Origin of the sequence: Photobacterium ganghwense (assembly GCF_003025595.1) — a bacterium.
GTDB lineage: Bacteria > Pseudomonadota > Gammaproteobacteria > Enterobacterales > Vibrionaceae > Photobacterium > Photobacterium ganghwense.
In genome coordinates this window covers 375,190-392,496 of record NZ_PYMI01000003.1, presented here as the reverse complement: position 1 = coordinate 392,496, position 17,307 = coordinate 375,190, and the positions used below count along the sequence as shown (strand labels likewise).

16 protein-coding genes are annotated in these 17,307 nt (G+C 49.0%); 11 read left to right on the top strand and 5 right to left on the bottom strand.

The window, feature by feature from the left end; translation table 11 throughout:
* Positions 1-16 precede the first annotated feature (16 nt).
* Positions 17-967 carry a 23S rRNA pseudouridine(955/2504/2580) synthase RluC gene (gene rluC, locus C9I92_RS12245; RefSeq protein ID WP_047883392.1) on the bottom strand — a complete coding sequence of 317 codons (951 nt, stop codon included), beginning with the start codon at positions 965-967 and terminating at the stop codon, positions 17-19.
* A 436-nt stretch (positions 968-1,403) separates the two neighbouring features.
* Between rluC and rne the strand changes: the two genes are divergently transcribed.
* Positions 1,404-4,748: a ribonuclease E gene (rne, locus tag C9I92_RS12240; RefSeq protein ID WP_047883391.1), complete on the top strand. Its 3,345-nt coding sequence runs from the start codon at positions 1,404-1,406 to the stop codon at positions 4,746-4,748.
* 359 nt (positions 4,749-5,107) lie between these two features.
* Positions 5,108-6,664, top strand: coding sequence for a SulP family inorganic anion transporter (locus tag C9I92_RS12235; RefSeq protein WP_047883390.1), 1,557 nt, complete (start codon positions 5,108-5,110; stop codon positions 6,662-6,664).
* A 193-nt stretch (positions 6,665-6,857) separates the two neighbouring features.
* Here the strand turns inward: C9I92_RS12235 and C9I92_RS12230 are convergent, their stop codons facing one another.
* Positions 6,858-7,316, bottom strand: a complete 459-nt coding sequence (locus tag C9I92_RS12230) for a low molecular weight protein-tyrosine-phosphatase (RefSeq protein ID WP_207103680.1) — start codon at positions 7,314-7,316, stop codon at positions 6,858-6,860.
* Between the two features lie 337 nt (positions 7,317-7,653).
* On the opposite strand from C9I92_RS12230, the gene C9I92_RS12225 reads away from it, so the two are divergent.
* From C9I92_RS12225 to C9I92_RS12200, 6 genes are all read left to right on the top strand, one after another.
* Positions 7,654-8,175 (top strand): GNAT family N-acetyltransferase, encoded by a 522-nt coding sequence (locus C9I92_RS12225; RefSeq protein ID WP_047883616.1) that lies wholly within the window; start codon positions 7,654-7,656, stop codon positions 8,173-8,175.
* Positions 8,176-8,382: 207 nt separating this feature from the next.
* Positions 8,383-8,859 carry a DUF2846 domain-containing protein gene (locus C9I92_RS12220; RefSeq protein WP_047883388.1) on the top strand — a complete coding sequence of 159 codons (477 nt, stop codon included), beginning with the start codon at positions 8,383-8,385 and terminating at the stop codon, positions 8,857-8,859.
* A gap of 508 nt (positions 8,860-9,367) precedes the next feature.
* A complete protein-coding gene (locus tag C9I92_RS12215) occupies positions 9,368-9,709 on the top strand; it encodes a GFA family protein (protein ID WP_047883387.1) in 342 nt (113 codons plus the stop codon).
* An 86-nt stretch (positions 9,710-9,795) separates the two neighbouring features.
* Entirely contained in the window at positions 9,796-10,014 is a 219-nt protein-coding gene (locus C9I92_RS12210; RefSeq protein WP_047883615.1) for a DUF6500 family protein, read from the top strand.
* Between the two features lie 93 nt (positions 10,015-10,107).
* Positions 10,108-10,491, top strand: a complete 384-nt coding sequence (locus C9I92_RS12205; RefSeq protein WP_047883386.1) for an SH3 domain-containing protein — start codon at positions 10,108-10,110, stop codon at positions 10,489-10,491.
* A gap of 233 nt (positions 10,492-10,724) precedes the next feature.
* On the top strand, positions 10,725-11,816 hold the full coding sequence (locus C9I92_RS12200) for a methyl-accepting chemotaxis protein (RefSeq protein WP_047883385.1): 1,092 nt from the start codon (positions 10,725-10,727) through the stop codon (positions 11,814-11,816).
* Positions 11,817-11,994: 178 nt separating this feature from the next.
* On the opposite strand, the gene C9I92_RS12195 is transcribed toward C9I92_RS12200, so the two are convergent.
* Positions 11,995-12,465, bottom strand: a complete 471-nt coding sequence (locus tag C9I92_RS12195) for an HIT family protein (RefSeq protein WP_047883384.1) — start codon at positions 12,463-12,465, stop codon at positions 11,995-11,997.
* Positions 12,466-13,015: 550 nt separating this feature from the next.
* Here C9I92_RS12195 and C9I92_RS12190 point away from each other — a divergent pair.
* From C9I92_RS12190 to C9I92_RS12180, 3 genes are all read left to right on the top strand, one after another.
* Positions 13,016-13,783, top strand: a complete 768-nt coding sequence (locus tag C9I92_RS12190) for an adenosylcobinamide-GDP ribazoletransferase (protein ID WP_047883383.1) — start codon at positions 13,016-13,018, stop codon at positions 13,781-13,783.
* A 19-nt stretch (positions 13,784-13,802) separates the two neighbouring features.
* The gene (gene cobO / locus C9I92_RS12185; protein ID WP_047883382.1) at positions 13,803-14,408 is read left to right on the top strand and encodes a cob(I)yrinic acid a,c-diamide adenosyltransferase; all 606 of its coding nucleotides are present in this window, start codon (positions 13,803-13,805) and stop codon (positions 14,406-14,408) included.
* 243 nt (positions 14,409-14,651) lie between these two features.
* Positions 14,652-15,086, top strand: a complete 435-nt coding sequence (locus C9I92_RS12180) for a phosphate-starvation-inducible protein PsiE (protein WP_047883381.1) — start codon at positions 14,652-14,654, stop codon at positions 15,084-15,086.
* Between the two features lie 268 nt (positions 15,087-15,354).
* Here C9I92_RS12180 and C9I92_RS25790 read toward each other — a convergent pair whose 3' ends face one another.
* Together C9I92_RS25790 and C9I92_RS12175 are read right to left on the bottom strand one after the other, a co-directional pair.
* A complete protein-coding gene (locus tag C9I92_RS25790) occupies positions 15,355-15,477 on the bottom strand; it encodes a hypothetical protein (protein ID WP_277991780.1) in 123 nt (40 codons plus the stop codon).
* A 342-nt stretch (positions 15,478-15,819) separates the two neighbouring features.
* Positions 15,820-17,142 carry an anaerobic C4-dicarboxylate transporter gene (locus C9I92_RS12175; protein ID WP_047883380.1) on the bottom strand — a complete coding sequence of 441 codons (1,323 nt, stop codon included), beginning with the start codon at positions 17,140-17,142 and terminating at the stop codon, positions 15,820-15,822.
* Between the last annotated feature and the right edge of the window lie 165 nt (positions 17,143-17,307).

Genomic DNA, 17,307 nt, shown 5'->3' with positions numbered 1-17,307 from the left:
GGAGCTCAACCACCCCTCACGCTGATTTTCGGCGCAATTGCTCGATGGCTTTCACCAGCATCGGCTCCATCGGCGCACTGATATCCATCTTTTCATCCGTTTGAGGATGCGTGAACTGGATATTCGCAGCGTGCAGGAACAAACGGTTTAGCCCCACCTTCTTTGTATACGCATCAAAACGCGGGTCACCATAGCGGTCATCCCAGGCAATCGGGTGCCCAGCATACTGACAGTGAACACGAATTTGGTGCGTCCGGCCGGTTACCGGGCTCGCCTGAATCAGGGTCGCCTGCTCCAGTCGTTCAATAATTTTAAAACGGGTGTCAGACGGCTTACCGTTCGGGTTCACCCGAACAATACTATTTACCTCATTTTTCAGCAGCGGTGCCGTCACTTTTTTACACGAAGCCTTCCACTCGCCCATTACCAGCGCATAGTAATATTTCTGCACGGTTTTCTGGCGGAACTGCTCCTGCAGCTGACGCAGTGCAGACCGCTTCTTGGCGACCAGCAAAATACCGGAAGTATCCCGGTCGATACGGTGTACCAGCTCCAGGAAACGCGCATCCGGACGCAACGCACGCAAGGCTTCAATGGCACCGAACTTCAGTCCGCTACCGCCATGCACAGCGGTACCTGACGGTTTGTTCAGAATCAGCATGTGATCATCTTCATAGATAATGCATGATTCCAGCTTCGCCACTTTATCCAGCTTCGTACTGACCGGCGCCTGTTCTTCCCTCTCCGGGACAACGACCGGAGGTACCCGAACCAGATCCCCGTCTTGCAGCTTGTATTCCGGTTTTATTCTTTTTTTGTTTACCCGCACTTCCCCTTTACGCAGAATCCGGTAAATCATACTTTTTGGTACATTTTTTAGCCGCGCCCGAAGAAAATTATCGATTCGCTGGCCTGCAAAATCATCAGAAATCTCGATGAACTGCACTTTTGGTTTATCATCTTTCATGGGTTTCATTCTAACATGCCTACAAAGCAGATTGCCGCAAAAAAGTCACCCTGCTATGATTGGCGTGCACAAGTGGGAAAAAGTGCCTACTTTGCTAACAGGGTGTGCAGAATACCACCCACCTGACTACTTTATATACCGCTCTAACGAATAACGCAGCATGTGGCGTAAGACGTTCACTTCCTTGGAGTGTTTTTTTGTTCTCTTTGTGACGATTTTTCTATTGGTGTGAGAGATACCGCCGTGATTACCGGTGTGCCAGCTGTACATTTACCGATCTAACCATCCAGGTACAGTTGGATAAGACGTGTTGCCATTAGCACCCCTGAAATTCCAGCCGTGAGGTTGCATGAAAGATCAGACTTGGGGTCGGGCACCACCAATACCAAACTTGGCGCTGAGAGAACGAGCACAACGAAATAACGAGTAAAATATAATGAAAAGAATGTTGATCAACGCAACTCAAAAGGAAGAGTTGCGCGTCGCATTAGTTGATGGGCAGAAGCTCTTCGATTTGGATATCGAAAGCCCTGGCCACGAATCTAAAAAAGCAAATATCTACAAAGGACGCATCACACGTATCGAACCAAGCCTGGAAGCAGCGTTCGTTGACTATGGTGCAGAACGTCACGGTTTCCTTCCTCTTAAAGAAATCGCCCGCGATTACTTCCCTGCTGATTACACTTACCAAGGCCGTCCTAACATTAAGGAAGTCCTGAAGGAAGGTCAGGAAGTTATCGTTCAGGTAGACAAAGAAGAGCGAGGCAACAAAGGCGCCGCGTTAACCACGTTTATCTCTCTGGCTGGTAGCTATCTGGTTCTAATGCCGAACAACCCGCGTGCAGGTGGTATTTCCCGCCGCATCGAGGGTGACGAGCGTACCCAGCTGAAAGCTGCACTGAGCACACTGGAACTGCCGCAAGGCATGGGCCTTATCGTGCGCACAGCCGGCGTGGGTAAATCAGCAGAAGATCTGGAATACGATCTGAACTACCTGCTGAACCACTGGGATCGCGTAAAAGACGCAGCAGACTCAGCACCAGCACCGTTCCTTATCCATCAGGAAAGTAACGTTATCGCTCGTGCTATTCGTGACTACCTGCGCCGTGACATCGGTGAAATCGTCATTGACAGCAAAAAGATCTACGACCGTGCCCGCGAACACATTCAGCAGGTACGTCCGGACTTCATGTCTCGCGTAAAACTGTATGAAAACAGCGATACACCACTGTTCAATCATTACCAGATTGAGAATCAGATCGAATCAGCCTTCCAGCGTGAGGTTCGTCTGCCATCAGGTGGTTCTATCGTTATCGACCCAACCGAAGCTCTGACCTCTATTGATATCAACTCCGCCCGTGCAACTAAGGGTGGCGATATTGAAGAAACCGCTCTGCAGACTAACCTGGAAGCGGCCGATGAAATCGCTCGCCAGCTGCGCCTGCGTGACTTGGGTGGTCTGGTGGTCATCGACTTCATCGATATGACACCAGTGCGTCACCAACGTGAAGTAGAAAACCGTCTGCGCGAAGCCGTCCGTATGGACCGTGCCCGTGTTCAGATTGGCCGCATCTCACGTTTTGGTCTGCTGGAAATGTCTCGCCAGCGCCTGAGCCCGTCTCTGGCAGAAGCGAGCCATCACGTTTGTCCTCGTTGTAGCGGTACGGGTGTTATCCGTGACAGTGAATCACTGTCGCTGTCCATCCTGCGTCTGATCGAAGAAGAAGCCCTGAAGGATAACACCTCTCAGGTACTGGCGATTGTGCCAGTGGCTATTGCTTCTTACCTGCTTAACGAAAAACGCCGTTCTGTTCAGTACATTGAAAAATCGCACGATGTGCGCGTGATCATCGTACCGAATGCCGATATGGAAACGCCGCACTTTGAAGTGATTCGTGTCCGTACCGGTGATGAGCATGAAACACTGTCTTACAACCTGCCTCGTGCGATTGAAGCATTGCGTGAAGCCGAGTCGAACGAATCGCCTCAAGAGCGCCTGACCGTGAAGAAGCGTGAAGAACCTGTTCTGCAAGGTTTCAGCGCGCCGCAACCAAAGCCGGAAGCCAAAGCGAAACCGCAGGCGGCTCCTGTTGCAAGCGCGCCAAGTGAAACCAAGCCAGGTATTTTCAGCCGCCTGATCACCGCGATTGCTAACTTCTTCTCGCCTGCCACTGAGGCAAAGCAGGAAGAGAAACAAGACAACGGTAAGCGTAACCGCCGTGACCGTCGTGACAACCGTCGTCCGGACAACCGTCGTAACGAGCGTCAGGAAGGCCGTCGTCAGCCGAAAGAAGGCACTCGCCGTAACCGTCCTGAACGTCAGGAAGCGGACAACAAGCAAGTTGCTGAGCAGCGTGAACAGCGTATGTCTCGCCGTCGTAACGAGAAGGCGAAAGACAAACCTGAACAACAGCAACCACAGGCTAGCGATAAGCAAGCAGCTCCGCAGCGTAAAGAGAAAGAGCAAAAACGTCAGTCACGCCGTGAAGACATTCAAGCTCAGAAACAGCGCCGCACTGAAGAGAAAGCACCAAAGGCTGCGAAACCTGCCAAAGCTGAAAAACCTGTTGTGGAAGAGAAGCCTGAGCAGGAAAAAGCCGCTAAGGTGAAACAACGTCGTCAGCGCCGTGACCTGCGTAAGAAAGTGCGTCTTACTGATGATGCCGAGCAGACACAAGAGCTGATGCTGGATGCCGTACAGGACGCGAAAGATGCTTCGCCACTGCAAGCAATGGGCACAGAAATGGCAAAAATGGCCAAGTCTGAAGAGATTGTTGAAGAAGCAGCGGAAGAAGCTATCGAACAGGACAACGGTGGTCAGGAAGGTAACGGTCAGCGCCGTAACCGTCGCTCGCCGCGTCATCTTCGTGCAAGCGGCCAACGCCGTCGTCGTATCCGTGACACCCGTCCGGAAAAAGATGAAGACGTTGAAGGCATCGTAACGGAAGCTGTGGGCCATGCGGTTGAAGAAGCCAGCGATGTTCTGAACGATATCGAAAACGTGATTTCTGTTGTTGAGAAACCAAAGGCGGTTCCTCGTCTGCACAGCGGCGTGGCTTCACCAGAAATGGCAATGGGTAAAGTATGGCCATCTGCGTCTAAAGAGCCGGTTGTCGCTCTGGATGAAGAAGCTGTAGTAGCAGAAAACGTAGCAGTTACAGAAGCAACGATTGCACAAGAAACGGTTGCCGTGACTGAAGCATCGGCTGTACCGGCACTGCGTAGCGGTGTAGCGTCTCCAGAGATGGCAATGGGTAAAGTCTTCCCACTGCGCTCAGAGGTGACGGCTCAAGCGCAACCAACCGAAGCGCCTGTAGCAGCCGAGCCTGCCCGCCAGGAAGCCGAGGTGACTACCGTTGAGGTTGTTGAATCAGCTGCAACTGAGGCGACTAACGTGGCTAAAGACGTTACGGTAGCCGAAGAGCCAGTTAACGCTGAAACAACCACGGCGGATGCTGAGGTTGCTGAAGCCGTTGCTGCTGCACAAGCCGCTATGATGGGTATGACAATGCCTATGGATGCTGAAGCAGATGCAGTCGCACCGGTAGCTGAAGCACCTGTTGTTGTGGCAGCAGTGAAAGAGCAAGTGACGGCGAATACACCTCGCGGTAACCATGCTGTTTCTCCGATGACCAAAGCACCAGCACCATCAATCGTAGCGGAACCAAGCATCGTGGCCATCGCACCAATGCGTGAACCTCGTGTACTTGGCCGTCAAGGTGGCAGCCAGGGAGCAAGCAACCGTGCAACATCGCCAATGAGCAAACCGACTGCAGAATAAGCCGTCTGGCTCTCACCTGCTGGTACCATCCGGCAGGTGACGATGAAAGTACCCATAAAAGCCATGCCTTAAACGGCATGGCTTTTTTATTGCCAAATGTTTGTAACAACGGTGCCTCCGGCTATCGTGATTTCTCCTTTACGGCTTGAACTCACAACGAGCACACCGCAGACATGCCCACTACCTGCAAAATCACACGTTTTTCAAAATAAACGTAATAGCCATCAAGCTTTTTTACATTCCGAGACAAATCTTGCTAAACAAGTTGAACAAAAGTTGAACCGAATCACAGATTTCTGTAGGATCACGGCCTTTGTACGCTCTTTGTCATCACCAGACCCAAAGCAAATCGAATCATCATGTTTGAGTTCCCACAATTTTCAAGACAGTCAGTCAAAAATGACGTTCTTTCAGGGCTGACCGTTGCCCTGGCTCTTGTTCCGGAGGCTGTTGCCTTCGCTTTCGTTGCCGGTGTCGACCCAATGGTCGGCCTGTATGCCGCGTTCATCGTCGGCCTGGTTACCGCGGTTCTTGGCGGCCGCCCGGGTATGATTTCCGGTGCCACCGGTGCTATGGCCGTTGTCATGGTCAGCCTGGTTGCCGAACACGGAATCCAGTACCTGTTTGCTGCTATCATGCTGGCGGGCGTATTCCAGATCCTCGCCGGTGCCTTTAAACTGGGTAAGTTCATCCGTATGGTTCCTCATCCGGTCATGATCGGTTTTGTGAATGGTCTGGCGATCGTTATTTTCCTCGCTCAGCTTGGCCAGTTTAAAGTACCGGATGCAACCGGGGCGCTTCAGTGGATGCAGGGTACCCAACTTTACCTCATGCTGGGCCTGGTGGCCCTGACGATGGCCATCATTTACTTCCTGCCTAAACTGACCAAAGCTGTTCCGTCTTCACTGGTTGCAATTATCACCGTTACCGCGTTGGTACACGGCCTGGGCCTGGATACCCGTACGGTGATTGATTTTGTCCGCTCGATGAGTGGCAATGCCGACGCTACTCTGGCAGGTTCACTGCCGACGTTTGCGCTGCCTGAAGTTGGCTTCAATCTGGAAACCTTGAAGATTATTCTGCCGTACTCTCTGATTCTGGCAGCCGTTGGCCTGATTGAGTCGCTGCTGACGCTGACCGTGATTGACGAAATGACCGGAACACGCGGTCAGGGGAACCGGGAATGTGTCGGCCAGGGCCTGGCTAACATGACCTGTTCGGTGTTTGGTGCAATGGGTGGCTGTGCGATGATCGGCCAGTCAATGATCAACATTAATTCCGGAGGCCGTGGCCGTCTGTCAGGCATCACAGGGGCCGTGGGTCTGCTGCTGTTCATTCTGTTCGGCTCTGATCTGATTGAAATGATCCCGCTGGCGGCGCTGGTTGGTGTGATGTTCATGGTCGTGATCGGCACCTTCGAATGGGCAACCTTCAAGCTGGCACGCAAGGTACCAAAACATGACTTTTTCGCCATCATCCTGGTGACAGGGGTCACTGTGGCGTTCGACCTGGCACTGGCAGTACTGGCGGGTGTGATCTACTCTGCCCTGGTTTTTGCCTGGGAACATGCCAAGCATATTTTCGCCACCAGCCACACCGATGAGAACGGCTCGAAAATCTATGAAGTGAACGGTCCGCTGTTCTTCGGCTCAGTTTCTCATTTCCTGGACCTGTTTGACTCAAAAAATGATCCACAAGACGTGATCATTGATTTTGCTCAGTCGCGTGTTGCTGATCACTCTGCAGTCGAAGCCATTGATACCATCGCCGAGCGCTATGCCAGCCAGGGTAAAACGCTGCACATCCGTCACTTAAGTCCTGAATGTCGTTCCCTGCTGAAAAAGGCCGGTAATCTGGTGGAAGTTAACCTGATGGAAGACCCGACGTACAAAGTAGCGACCGATACTCTGGGCTAACCAGCCACGATAGTCGTTTTGTGGTGCTGGTTTTCTGGCGCTGGCTTCCTTGCTCTGGATTTTTGGTGCTGGTTACCTCGCGCAGAAAGATGTTAACAGCTAAATCAAAACGCCCGCGTAATGCGGGCGTTTCATTGCATATTACAGACGTGAAGAACATACCTGAGCGATCGTCACGAAACGTGAACGCCACTCAGCGAATCGGCAATGTATCCAGCAGTGCTTCAGCTGCGTCTTCCACTAAGTCCAAAACATGTTCAAAGCCGTGAGGGCCACCGTAATACGGGTCTGGAATTTCGGTGACGCCGCTGCGGCCATACGCCATAAACAACTTCACCTTGTGTCGATAGTCAGCCGGACAAATGGCCTGAAGATCCCGTAAGTTAGCGTTATCTGCCGCTAATATCAGGTCAAATACTTCAAAATCCTCCGGAATAACCTGGCGGGCACGCATCCCCGAAAAACTGTATCCCCGAGCTTCCCCTGCTGCACGAGAACGCGGATCAGGCAACTCTCCTGCGTGATAACCTATTGTCCCGGCAGAATCGATCTCCATGGACAGCCCACGTTCTGCCACTTTAGTCCGTAATACCGCTTCAGCCGTCGGTGAACGACAAATATTACCCATGCAGACGACCAAAACCCGTTGCACCATACCCTCTCCTGTTACCCATTAAGACCCATAGCCAGTACCTCAGCAATAGCAGTTTGCCTGCCTATCTTCAAGCCTGCCCGCCAATCCTGTGACTGCTGCTGAAAATAAATTCATCAATAGCTTCGCACGGCCTCAACACTACCCTATCCTTCATGCCTTAGATCTCAAATGCCAGATGATCCCCGTGACATAGTAGACCGGATGAATATACCGTGTCAGAGCGACAAGTTCTGGGGTTAACACCTGCGCGTAAATCACAGCCTGCCGCGAAGTGACCGCTAAACAAGTCCAGCCACAGGCCAATGCCAGATTTAAAAAACAGAAGAGTGAAATATTGAAAATCACAGCTGAAATTGATGTATCCCGCCAAGAGCACGAAGCAATTACTCGGTTGCGAAATGCCGCATTCCCCGAGCATCAGGTAGCACGTTCTTATTACAAGCAATTACCCCATATGCGAGTGACGAAATACCGGGATGACACACTTGTCGGTTATATGGGGCTGGATTATCGGGTCATCAATGTCGCTGAGACCCCACTAAAAATACTGGGAATTATTGATTTTTGCATCGACGCGAATTATCGGGGAAAAGGTATAGGCTCAGCGATGTTAACTGAACTCAGCGATTATGCCATAACAAAAGATGTTGACTTCATTATCCTGATTTCCGATTTGGCAGCCTTCTATACACGTCACGGTTTTACCCAAGTCAGCGAGCCAAATACCTGGTTAAGATTACATGAACATCAAAGTTATGGTGTGGCGACTGAGCATGTCGACGATCTTTTCATTAAATCGATCAGTGGCAAAGTCTGGAATAACGGCTCAATCGACTGGCTAGGCTATATGTATTAATTGCTTTTCACCGACACCCTATTTTTGAACTTATTTTATTCGATTGAATCATCGTTCGACGCGGTATCGTCATTTACATTGCCCAAGCCGCTAAAGACACTTTTTTAATCTTGATCACAAATACATGAGAATAACTTTCATTTATTTCTTAACATATTGTTACACGAAGCATATTATTGCGTTATCCATTCATCCAATGAGAAAGAAATGAAAAAGTTAGTGCTGTTTTTTCACTGCCTGGCAGTGATGCTCCTTTCCGGCTGTGTGACGACCGGCGCAAAATTTGATAACTCTGTAAAAGTCGACAGCGATAAAAGTGCCCTGTATCTGATGAGGCAAAGTAAATTTGTTGGAGCACTGATTTGTCGTCCCGTCATCATTGATGAGGTTGAAAAAGGCTGTCTGACAAATGGCGGCTTTCTTCGCGTAGACCTTGAGCCTGGTGAGCATGTCATTACGATGCCAAAGGTAAATCGTAGTGACTGGTTTAAAGAATTAAAAGTTAACGGCACATTTAACCCGGGCAAGATCTATTATCTGGAATGGACCGGAGAACTGGTCAATCTCAATGTCTTACCCATGGGTGCTCTGACAAACGTCGAAGGGGAGACCCAAAGCATGCTTATCGAGCACACTGAAAGTGGCGCACTCTCTATTCTTAAAGGTTTAAGAAACTCGAATTAAGTGACTCAAGCTCAACGCTAACACTTTTACCGCCAATTTTTGCAGGATTCAAACACCACATACGCTTGGCTGAATCCTGTTTTTCTTCAATATCGTCCCTTTCTCAGATCACCGCCAATATAAATGCGTTGAAACATTCAGGTTGCAATACAGGGATTCACATAGCTGCCACATATCCGCTACACTGGCCGTATTCGATTTTCTTGGCGGCTTAGTCTTAATTATTCCTCAGCAGTCAGCCAATGAGTGTTGATTATCTTCAATAGTCCCCATGCGTACATTGCACCAACATGGAGATACGCCGCGGTCCACTGTTATAGCACCGTTGAACAACCAGATGTGACGATTCCGTACCCTCGATGGATAAATGGGTTGCGCAGGAGCTAGCCAGCGATATGAAAAAAGAAACTTGGTTACCGACCACGGACTCTACACACGCCAGACGTAAATACAAGCAGCACACTAACAAGCTTACTTAACAAGCTATAAATAAAAATAGAGGATTAACATGGAAGTCTCATGCCACTGTGGAAATATCACCCTGAAAGCGAACTATAAGCCTGAAGAAGTGGGTGAATGTAATTGCTCTATTTGCCGCCGTTATGCCGCATCATGGGCGTACTACCCACCGCAAGAGGTGGTGATCAGTTTTGCAAAAGAAAGGTCAATATTCTACATCTGGGGTGACAAAGAAGTTGAGTTCCACCGCTGTCACCTCTGCGGCTGTATCACGCACTATAAAACCACGCCTCAATGCGCTTCCCAGATAATAGCGATCAACATGAAAATGGCTGACACCGAATTACTGCAAAGTATTCCGGTCAGAAAAATTGATGGGGCGCAGTATTAAGCAACGGGTGCCGCAACAACTGGATAATGTTATCCAAAGCGGCAATCAGTTTGCACCAACAAAACGGAAAATGGATAACCAGCATTATGCGCCACTCATTAAGAGAAAAAATCATCGACGTTTGTACAAAAAAGATCGCGAAGAAAGGAGAAAACGTGGGGGTTTCTTTTTATGCATTCTTTGCCAATAAAAACGATGACCCGGAATTACTGATGGAAGCGGCGACTTGGTGGATACACACTCATCAGCTGGATCATTTTGAAAAAGCGAGGAAGATTATCACTATGGTAGAAGCTGGCCGTTAACCACTACGGCAATTAAATACGCTCAATGCTTCTTTAATTATTCACAAAGCAGCCGAAGGAAGTGCTGTCACATTTTTACTGAAAAGGGAAAAGATGAAACTGTACAAAGTCACACGCCAGCATCGAAGTGAATACCCTCACCCTATTCATTTTGCGAAAGGCGCCACATTGTTCGTAGGCGAAGAATATCAAGGTCAGGAAGAGTGGCACAACTGGTTTTATTGCCGGACTGAAGACGGTGCAGCCGGATGGGTTCCCGAGCAAATTTTCAAAAGAATAACCAATGACACGGCCATTGCACTTAAAAGCTATACCGCGCGGGAATTAAACGTGGATGAAGGGGATACACTGTATGGATCAACCCGTATGAACGGTTGGATATGGTGTGAATTTCCAAATTGTAGCAATAAAGTCGAAACCTCTGGCTGGGTACCCATCGATAACCTGACAGATGCATGCACACTCACTCAGTGCTAACACAGGAAGCAGGACAAGCAAAAAGTGAGCGATACCAAAACCATGACCAGCCGTTCAATTAAAACACAGGCAACCAATAATCGGTTTTTAGAAGATCCTCTTCCTGCCCCCAAATACCCACGTTGCGAATAACTATTCGTGATTCGTCTTACATTCCGAGGGATGCGAACTTCGTATACTGCCAGAAAGAAGTTATTTACATTCATCTCAATTAAGTCAGCCTTGAGAATTTTATGCTTTTAAATAAAACAATAAAAAGAGAAGTCGAGTCACTACGGCGACAATTACAGCAAGAACGAGAAAACCATCAAGCTGAAATCCAGGAACTTAATGCTGAATTAAGCCAGCTTCACCAGAAACTCGATCTAGAAAAACAATCCAACACTTTAGAGATTGCTCTGCTGAATTTACATCTGCGCGGCAGTGGAATGCTGGAAACGATCCGTAATGGCTTAGCCAGCAGCGCGGAGAGTCTGGAGCAAGAAAATGAGGCACTAAAAGAGCTTGATGAAATGTTTTCTCAAACTCATCAGGCGTTAAGACGGCTCACTTCAAGAGCGGAAAAAATCGAACAGCAGGCACAGGAGAGCATGGAATCTGCCATTGTGCTGGACAACACGGCCAACGCTATCGGAAAATTAGTCGGAATGATTCAGGAAATCTCATCGCAGACCAACCTATTAGCCCTGAATGCCGCCATTGAAGCCGCACGGGCCGGTGAAGCAGGACGTGGGTTTGCCGTGGTTGCCAGTGAAGTCAGAAACCTGGCCGGTAAAGCTCAGAGCGCCAGTTCGGATATTGAATCACTGGTCAATCAGGTACAATCGCAAACTGACGGCATCAAAAAATCAATCAATGAAAATCGTCATTGCGCCGATGATGTTGCCACATCAGCGACACAAATTGAGATCGTAGTTTCTGACGTACTCACTAAGTCTAAGCACATGCAGGAAGTGATTAGAGCTGCATCCACAAGGGCTTTTCTTGATACGGTGAAACTTGATCACACGGTCTGGAAAAACAATGTCTATAGCCAAATCGAACAGCGAAACTTTGCCTCTGTCCTGAATGCCCATACCGAATGCCGTCTGGGCAAGTGGTACTTTGAGGGCGCGGGCATGGAAAAATACAGCCATTTACCGAGTTTCAGCAAACTGAACCCGCCACACCAGTTAGTGCATGATTCCGGTAAAAACGCATTACATGCAGGGTTACATCAGTCATCACAGGCACTACTCCAGCATATTGAAGCCATGGAAAGTGCCAGCGATGACGTGGTACAGGCTATTGATCGATTACTGGATGATGTTCTCAGCGAGTACTGAGTATTCGTCCTGATCATGCCCGTTAAGCTAAAGCCGTCTCGAGACTGTAAATAATTCTGTGAGACGGCCTCATGAAACAATTCTGTACAGACCGGAGCAGGTAACTTGTATTAGTTCAGGTAACTTGCTCTAAACCTGCTTACAACGACAGTTAAAACAATACGGTTCAGACCATTTGTTACACTGATTTCTCCGCTACCTGACGGATGTGCGCCGCCACACTGGCTAACTCGGCATCATCAGCGCGATGACTGTCATGGGAAGAAAGGTAGCCTTCATATTGCTCAAAGTATTTGTCAGACACTGATTCTACCGGTTGGAAACGGGAATCATTTCCTGTTCCGTGCATCGGGAACAATTTACTGTGCAAGTGATCGACGCCGTATCCTTCAAAAAACATACCGGTCCGTGCGACATTCTCGAAGGATTTATCCAGCAATCGGGCAACCTGTTTGGTAGCCAACACCAGTTTGCTCAGCACCTCATCCGATTGTTCAAAGGCGTAACTGCCATGATGAGCTTTAGGAATAACGACAGTAAACCCTTTGGTATTGGGGAAAATAGACAGAAATGCCAGATGGTCTTCATCTTCCCAAACTTTATGACACGGTGCATTCCCGGCCACGATCTCACAAAATATGCAGCTCATTTAATCCTCACTTCCTGTCATTTTTACAATTATCTCTAACTAACGGCAACTAAGCACAATCCTGTTCTGTGTGGTCAGTATCTGGCTGATACTGCGTTTTACCGTGTTCTTGTCTCGGTGCTCATCCGTCTCAATATGCACCAGAATATAAACAATACCAAGTGTATCAGCGGTTTTCATCTAAGTGACGAGAGTCTGAATTGAAACGGCCTTGCTTCACCAACCCGTTACGTTCAGTTAGCTGATCGCTTGACTTACATCCACCGACGCGCTCAATGCTCAAAAATGCCTTATCCGGAGCAGGAATGGCGGGAGAAAATCGTTAATCACTCCTATCTACCCCTCATCTCCATCCCTTTGTATTCCCACAATATCACTGGCTATTATTATTGCCCTGGCGGCTTCTTTTATGATTATTCCGACGGTGCATCTTGTTATTCTTTTTACGATATCGCTTTCTTACGGTATAGCTTTCTCACGATATAGATTTCCCTAACCATTTTCAGTACCTTACAGCTACTTATCGCATCGCCTTCAGCCAGGAACCTTCATGAACAAGCAATGGCAGACCTTTCTCATCGCATTAGCCTTTTTCACCCGCATCCCGATACCAGCCGATACCCCCTATTCACCGGAGCGGTTGAATCAGGCCAATCGCTACTTTGCGCTGGTTGGGGTACTGATCGGTTTGTGCAGCGCGGCGGTCTTCTGGCTGAGTGCGAATTTTCTGCCGGTTTCCGTCGCAGTATTGCTGGCGATGGGAGCCAGCTTATTACTGACCGGCGCATTCCATGAGGATGGTCTGGCAGACGTGTTTGACGGGTTTGGCGGTGGTTGGGATGTGGCGCAAAAACTCACCATCATGAAAGACTCCCGGCTGGGTACATATGGCGCTGCCGCTCTGTTCATCAGCTTAGGGCTGAAATGGACACTGCTGACCGAGCTGGCGACACTCAACATTGAACTGGCCGCTACCGCATTGATTGTGATGCACGGCCTGAGCAGGGCCATCGCCGCCAGTCTGATCTTCAGTTATCCCTATGTCCAGTTGGATCAGCAAAGCAAGGTGAAACCGCTGGCGACTCAGCAAAGTCATCAAGATTTGTGGGTTTTAATTTTTACCGGTTTGTTTATATTACTGCTTTTACCGCTATCGACAGCAATCGGGGTTACCGTTGCACTACTGCTTGTCCGCCACTTGTGTGGCCGATGGTTTACCCGGCAACTGGGTGGCTACACCGGAGACTGTCTGGGTGCCACACAGCAGCTTGCAGAAATCGCGGGTTATCTTGTGTTATTAGCAAGCCTCTCATCCTAACAAACGGAATAAGGTTCTCATGGCAGACCAGAATCAGAAAGACGAACGTTACAAAGCCCGTCAGCAGAAAATCAAAGAAGAAGTTGATGCACGCGTCGATGCGGCCCAGCAAGAAAAAGGCCTGTTTTTGATCATTACCGGAAACGGTAAAGGCAAATCCACCAGCGGCTTTGGCACTATCGCACGCGCAGTTGGCCATGGTCAGAAATGCGGCGTCGGCCAGTTCATCAAAGGTACCTGGGACTGCGGCGAGCGTGCACTGCTGGAACAGCACGGAGTAAATTTTGCGGTCATGGCAACCGGGTTTACCTGGGAAACCCAAAACAAAGAGGCAGACACGCAGGCAGCGCAATCAACCTGGGCTGAGTGTAAAATAATGCTGGCTGACGACAGTTACGATGTGGTTCTGCTGGATGAGCTGACTTACATGGTGACCTACGGCTACATTGAGCTGGAAGAGGTCTTAGAAGCCATTCAAAACCGTCCGGCCATGCAATCAGTGGTTGTAACCGGACGTGGCGCACACCGCAGCCTGATTGAAATGGCGGATACCGTTTCGGAAGTTCGCAATGTCAAACACGCCTTCGAAAGCGGTATTAAAGCCCGTAAAGGCGTTGACTGGTAATAATGGGATACCGGTGCAAACTTGTGCCGGTTACTACCTGCCCCGCTGAATTTCACTTTATTCATCAAGCATTGAACTCACTGCAGGCTGCCGGTAAAGAACACTCCTGCAGACGGCGGCCTTTCTGTATCCTGGCTCACCAGCCTTTCAACCACACTGTTTCCCCTATAACGTAACAGAATCATTCCAGTTTTCCGGCAAGCTTAATATAATGAAATCATTATCTTGCTAAAAGGATTGACCATGTCTTCCCAGTTACCGCCGCAGTTTACCCGGCCCTTTATGAAAATCTTCCATATTCTGGAAGCCATTCTGCTGGTTGCGATTACCCTGGCAACCCTCGCAGCCATGGTCAACGAGTTCATTCACGTGTACGTGAACAAGCAAATTCAGCTGACAGATATTCTGCTGATGTTCATTTACCTGGAAGTACTAGCCATGGTGCAGCAATTTGTCACCAACGGTAAGATCCCGGTTCGTTATCCGATTTATATCGCCATCATGGCGATCGCCCGATACATCACACTCGGCATGAAAGAGTTGGATGGTATTTATGTTGTCTGGCTGGCCCTGGCAGCCTTTATTCTGGCCGCTGCCACGCTGCTTATCCGTGTCGGGCACCATTACTGGCCGTATGAGAAGCTCACTGATCCGGCAAAAAATCAGTCGGAAGACTGACAAAAGCGGATCACTACAGCCAGACGCGAATACGGATAAATCCAGAAAGCCACCAGATTGCTGAAAACAAAAAGGGAGTGTCGCTACACTCCCTTTTTCATTAAGCCTTTATAAGGGCGTTTGCCCGGTCTGCCGTTCCGCGATATTCACGCAGTGCACGATATAAAACAGAATTTATCCGGTGATTGTCTCAGAACGTTTTATCAAACAGCCGAAATGAATAAGCAAACAAAGAGCCATTACTCCACCCGATGATATCCAGGGTTATTTAATCTGCGTCACATCGGGCGACACGCTCTTTGCGATGCTTCTTTCGGTAGAAATCCAGCGCTTTCTGTAGTGCTTTGTCATGCATCCTTGCCCGTAGCACATCCAATTCAGTCTTTTTCATTATTCACCTCTGTTGGCACTTTCGGGGCGGCTAAACAGCTGGAGGTCATACCCTAAAAATCAGGATCGCTAATCACCAATAAACCGCTACAGATTGCTGACTGCACAATCTATACGAAGCATTTTATGTCTTATTCCCTGAAACGCGGCTGAAGAAAAGGAATTTCGTTTGGCGCGTTTTTAATCACTATAGCTATTTGCTGTTATCAGAGCACACCTTTATTCTGAAAAAGCATGAATCTATGATTGCTTTTAAAATTCAGCATGAATATCAAACAATAATCATAAAAAAATGCCAACAGGATCAACCTGATGGCATTCGGTATCCGAGACTTAATTTCGATTAAACAACAATTTGAGCAATGGTATAACCTATTGCACACGCCGAGATCACACCAATCAGGCCCGGCATCATAAAGCTATGGTTAAAGTACCACTTACCGATTTTGGTTGTCCCGGTCACGTCAAAGTTGCAGGTCGCGATGTCTGACGGATAGTTAGGAATAAAGAAATAGCCGTACGTAGCTGGCATCAAACCAATCAACAGAGCCGGATTCAGTCCCATCGCCATCCCTACCGGCAGCATCATACGCGCAGTAGCCGCCTGGCTGTTCACCACCACCGAAACGATGAACAGCGCCAGTGCGAAGGTCCATGGGTATTCCTGCACCATTTCAGTGATGCCCGATTTGAATGACGGCATCGCGTACTGGAAGTAGGTATCACTCATCCAGGCGATACCAAAAATCGCAATGGCCGCCACCATACCAGATTTGAAAACCACCCCTTCCGGGACTTTCTGAACATTTGTGCCTGTTACCAACAGAATCAGACCACCAAACGCCAGCATCATCATCTGGATGATGACAGACATCGGAATCGCCTTCTCATCGCCAATAGTACGGACTTCCGGCACCATCGCCACAAACACAATCGATATCAGCGCTAACAGAAACAGCAGCACGGCATGTTTGGCCGACGCCGGCAGGATTTCGTCGAGCGACGTGGACGTGGTATTCAGGATTTTGTCTTTCCACAGCGGATCACGCAGACGACGCTGATACTCAGGATCGTCTTCCAGATCAGCACCACGGCGCAGGCTGTACAGCGACAGTAGCAGGGTACCCAGCAATGTTGAAGGCACTGTCACCATCAGGATCGTCAGCAGGTGAATGCTTTCCTGAACACCGGAAAGTTGGGCAAGGTAATAGACCACTGCGGCAGAAATTGGACTGGCAGTAATCGCCAGCTGCGAAGCCACAGAAGAAGCGGCCATTGGTCGCTCCGGGCGGATGCCGTTTTTCAGAGCCACATCCCCGATGATCGGCATGATGGAGTAAACCGCGTGACCGGTTCCCAACATGAACGTCATGGTGTATGTCACCAGCGGACCGAGGAAAGTAACGCGCTTTGGATTACTGCGCAGGATACGCTCAGCAACCTGCAACATATATTTCAGGCCACCAGCGGCTTCCAGAATAGATGCACAGGTCACCACGGCAAGAATAATCAACATTACCGTGATTGGCGGGGAGGTGGGCGGCATTCGGAAAACAAACACTTCAACCAGCAGACCGAGCCCCGACACGACGCCCAGGCCGATACCACCAAACCGGCTACCGGTATATAACACGAGAAGGAGGAATAAAAACTCCAGATACAGCATACTCGCTATCTCCCTATATCGAAAAATGCATATCCCACAAGCGGGATAATAATTAACCTTTTAATCAGGACGACAAGTATACTGAGCGAATTAAATCACTGGCTATGCGAATCTACTTAGTAATTTCAGTAACTTATATTTATGTGACAAATGACGGAAATTTGC

What these genes read in the sequence shown, in the direction of transcription:
- C9I92_RS12200 (WP_047883385.1), top strand. Translation starts at nt 10,725, where the DNA reads ATGCTTTTAAATAAAACAATAAAAAGAGAAGTCGAGTCACTACGGCGA.
- C9I92_RS25790 (WP_277991780.1), bottom strand. Translation starts at nt 15,477, where the DNA reads ATGAAAAAGACTGAATTGGATGTGCTACGGGCAAGGATGCATGACAAA.
- C9I92_RS12205 (WP_047883386.1), top strand. Translation starts at nt 10,108, where the DNA reads ATGAAACTGTACAAAGTCACACGCCAGCATCGAAGTGAATACCCTCAC.
- C9I92_RS12215 (WP_047883387.1), top strand. Translation starts at nt 9,368, where the DNA reads ATGGAAGTCTCATGCCACTGTGGAAATATCACCCTGAAAGCGAACTAT.
- C9I92_RS12220 (WP_047883388.1), top strand. Translation starts at nt 8,383, where the DNA reads ATGAAAAAGTTAGTGCTGTTTTTTCACTGCCTGGCAGTGATGCTCCTT.
- C9I92_RS12235 (WP_047883390.1), top strand. Translation starts at nt 5,108, where the DNA reads ATGTTTGAGTTCCCACAATTTTCAAGACAGTCAGTCAAAAATGACGTT.
- C9I92_RS12190 (WP_047883383.1), top strand. Translation starts at nt 13,016, where the DNA reads ATGAACAAGCAATGGCAGACCTTTCTCATCGCATTAGCCTTTTTCACC.
- C9I92_RS12175 (WP_047883380.1), bottom strand. Translation starts at nt 17,142, where the DNA reads ATGCTGTATCTGGAGTTTTTATTCCTCCTTCTCGTGTTATATACCGGT.
- C9I92_RS12195 (WP_047883384.1), bottom strand. Translation starts at nt 12,465, where the DNA reads ATGAGCTGCATATTTTGTGAGATCGTGGCCGGGAATGCACCGTGTCAT.
- C9I92_RS12210 (WP_047883615.1), top strand. Translation starts at nt 9,796, where the DNA reads ATGCGCCACTCATTAAGAGAAAAAATCATCGACGTTTGTACAAAAAAG.
- rne (WP_047883391.1), top strand. Translation starts at nt 1,404, where the DNA reads ATGAAAAGAATGTTGATCAACGCAACTCAAAAGGAAGAGTTGCGCGTC.
- cobO (WP_047883382.1), top strand. Translation starts at nt 13,803, where the DNA reads ATGGCAGACCAGAATCAGAAAGACGAACGTTACAAAGCCCGTCAGCAG.
- C9I92_RS12180 (WP_047883381.1), top strand. Translation starts at nt 14,652, where the DNA reads ATGTCTTCCCAGTTACCGCCGCAGTTTACCCGGCCCTTTATGAAAATC.
- rluC (WP_047883392.1), bottom strand. Translation starts at nt 967, where the DNA reads ATGAAAGATGATAAACCAAAAGTGCAGTTCATCGAGATTTCTGATGAT.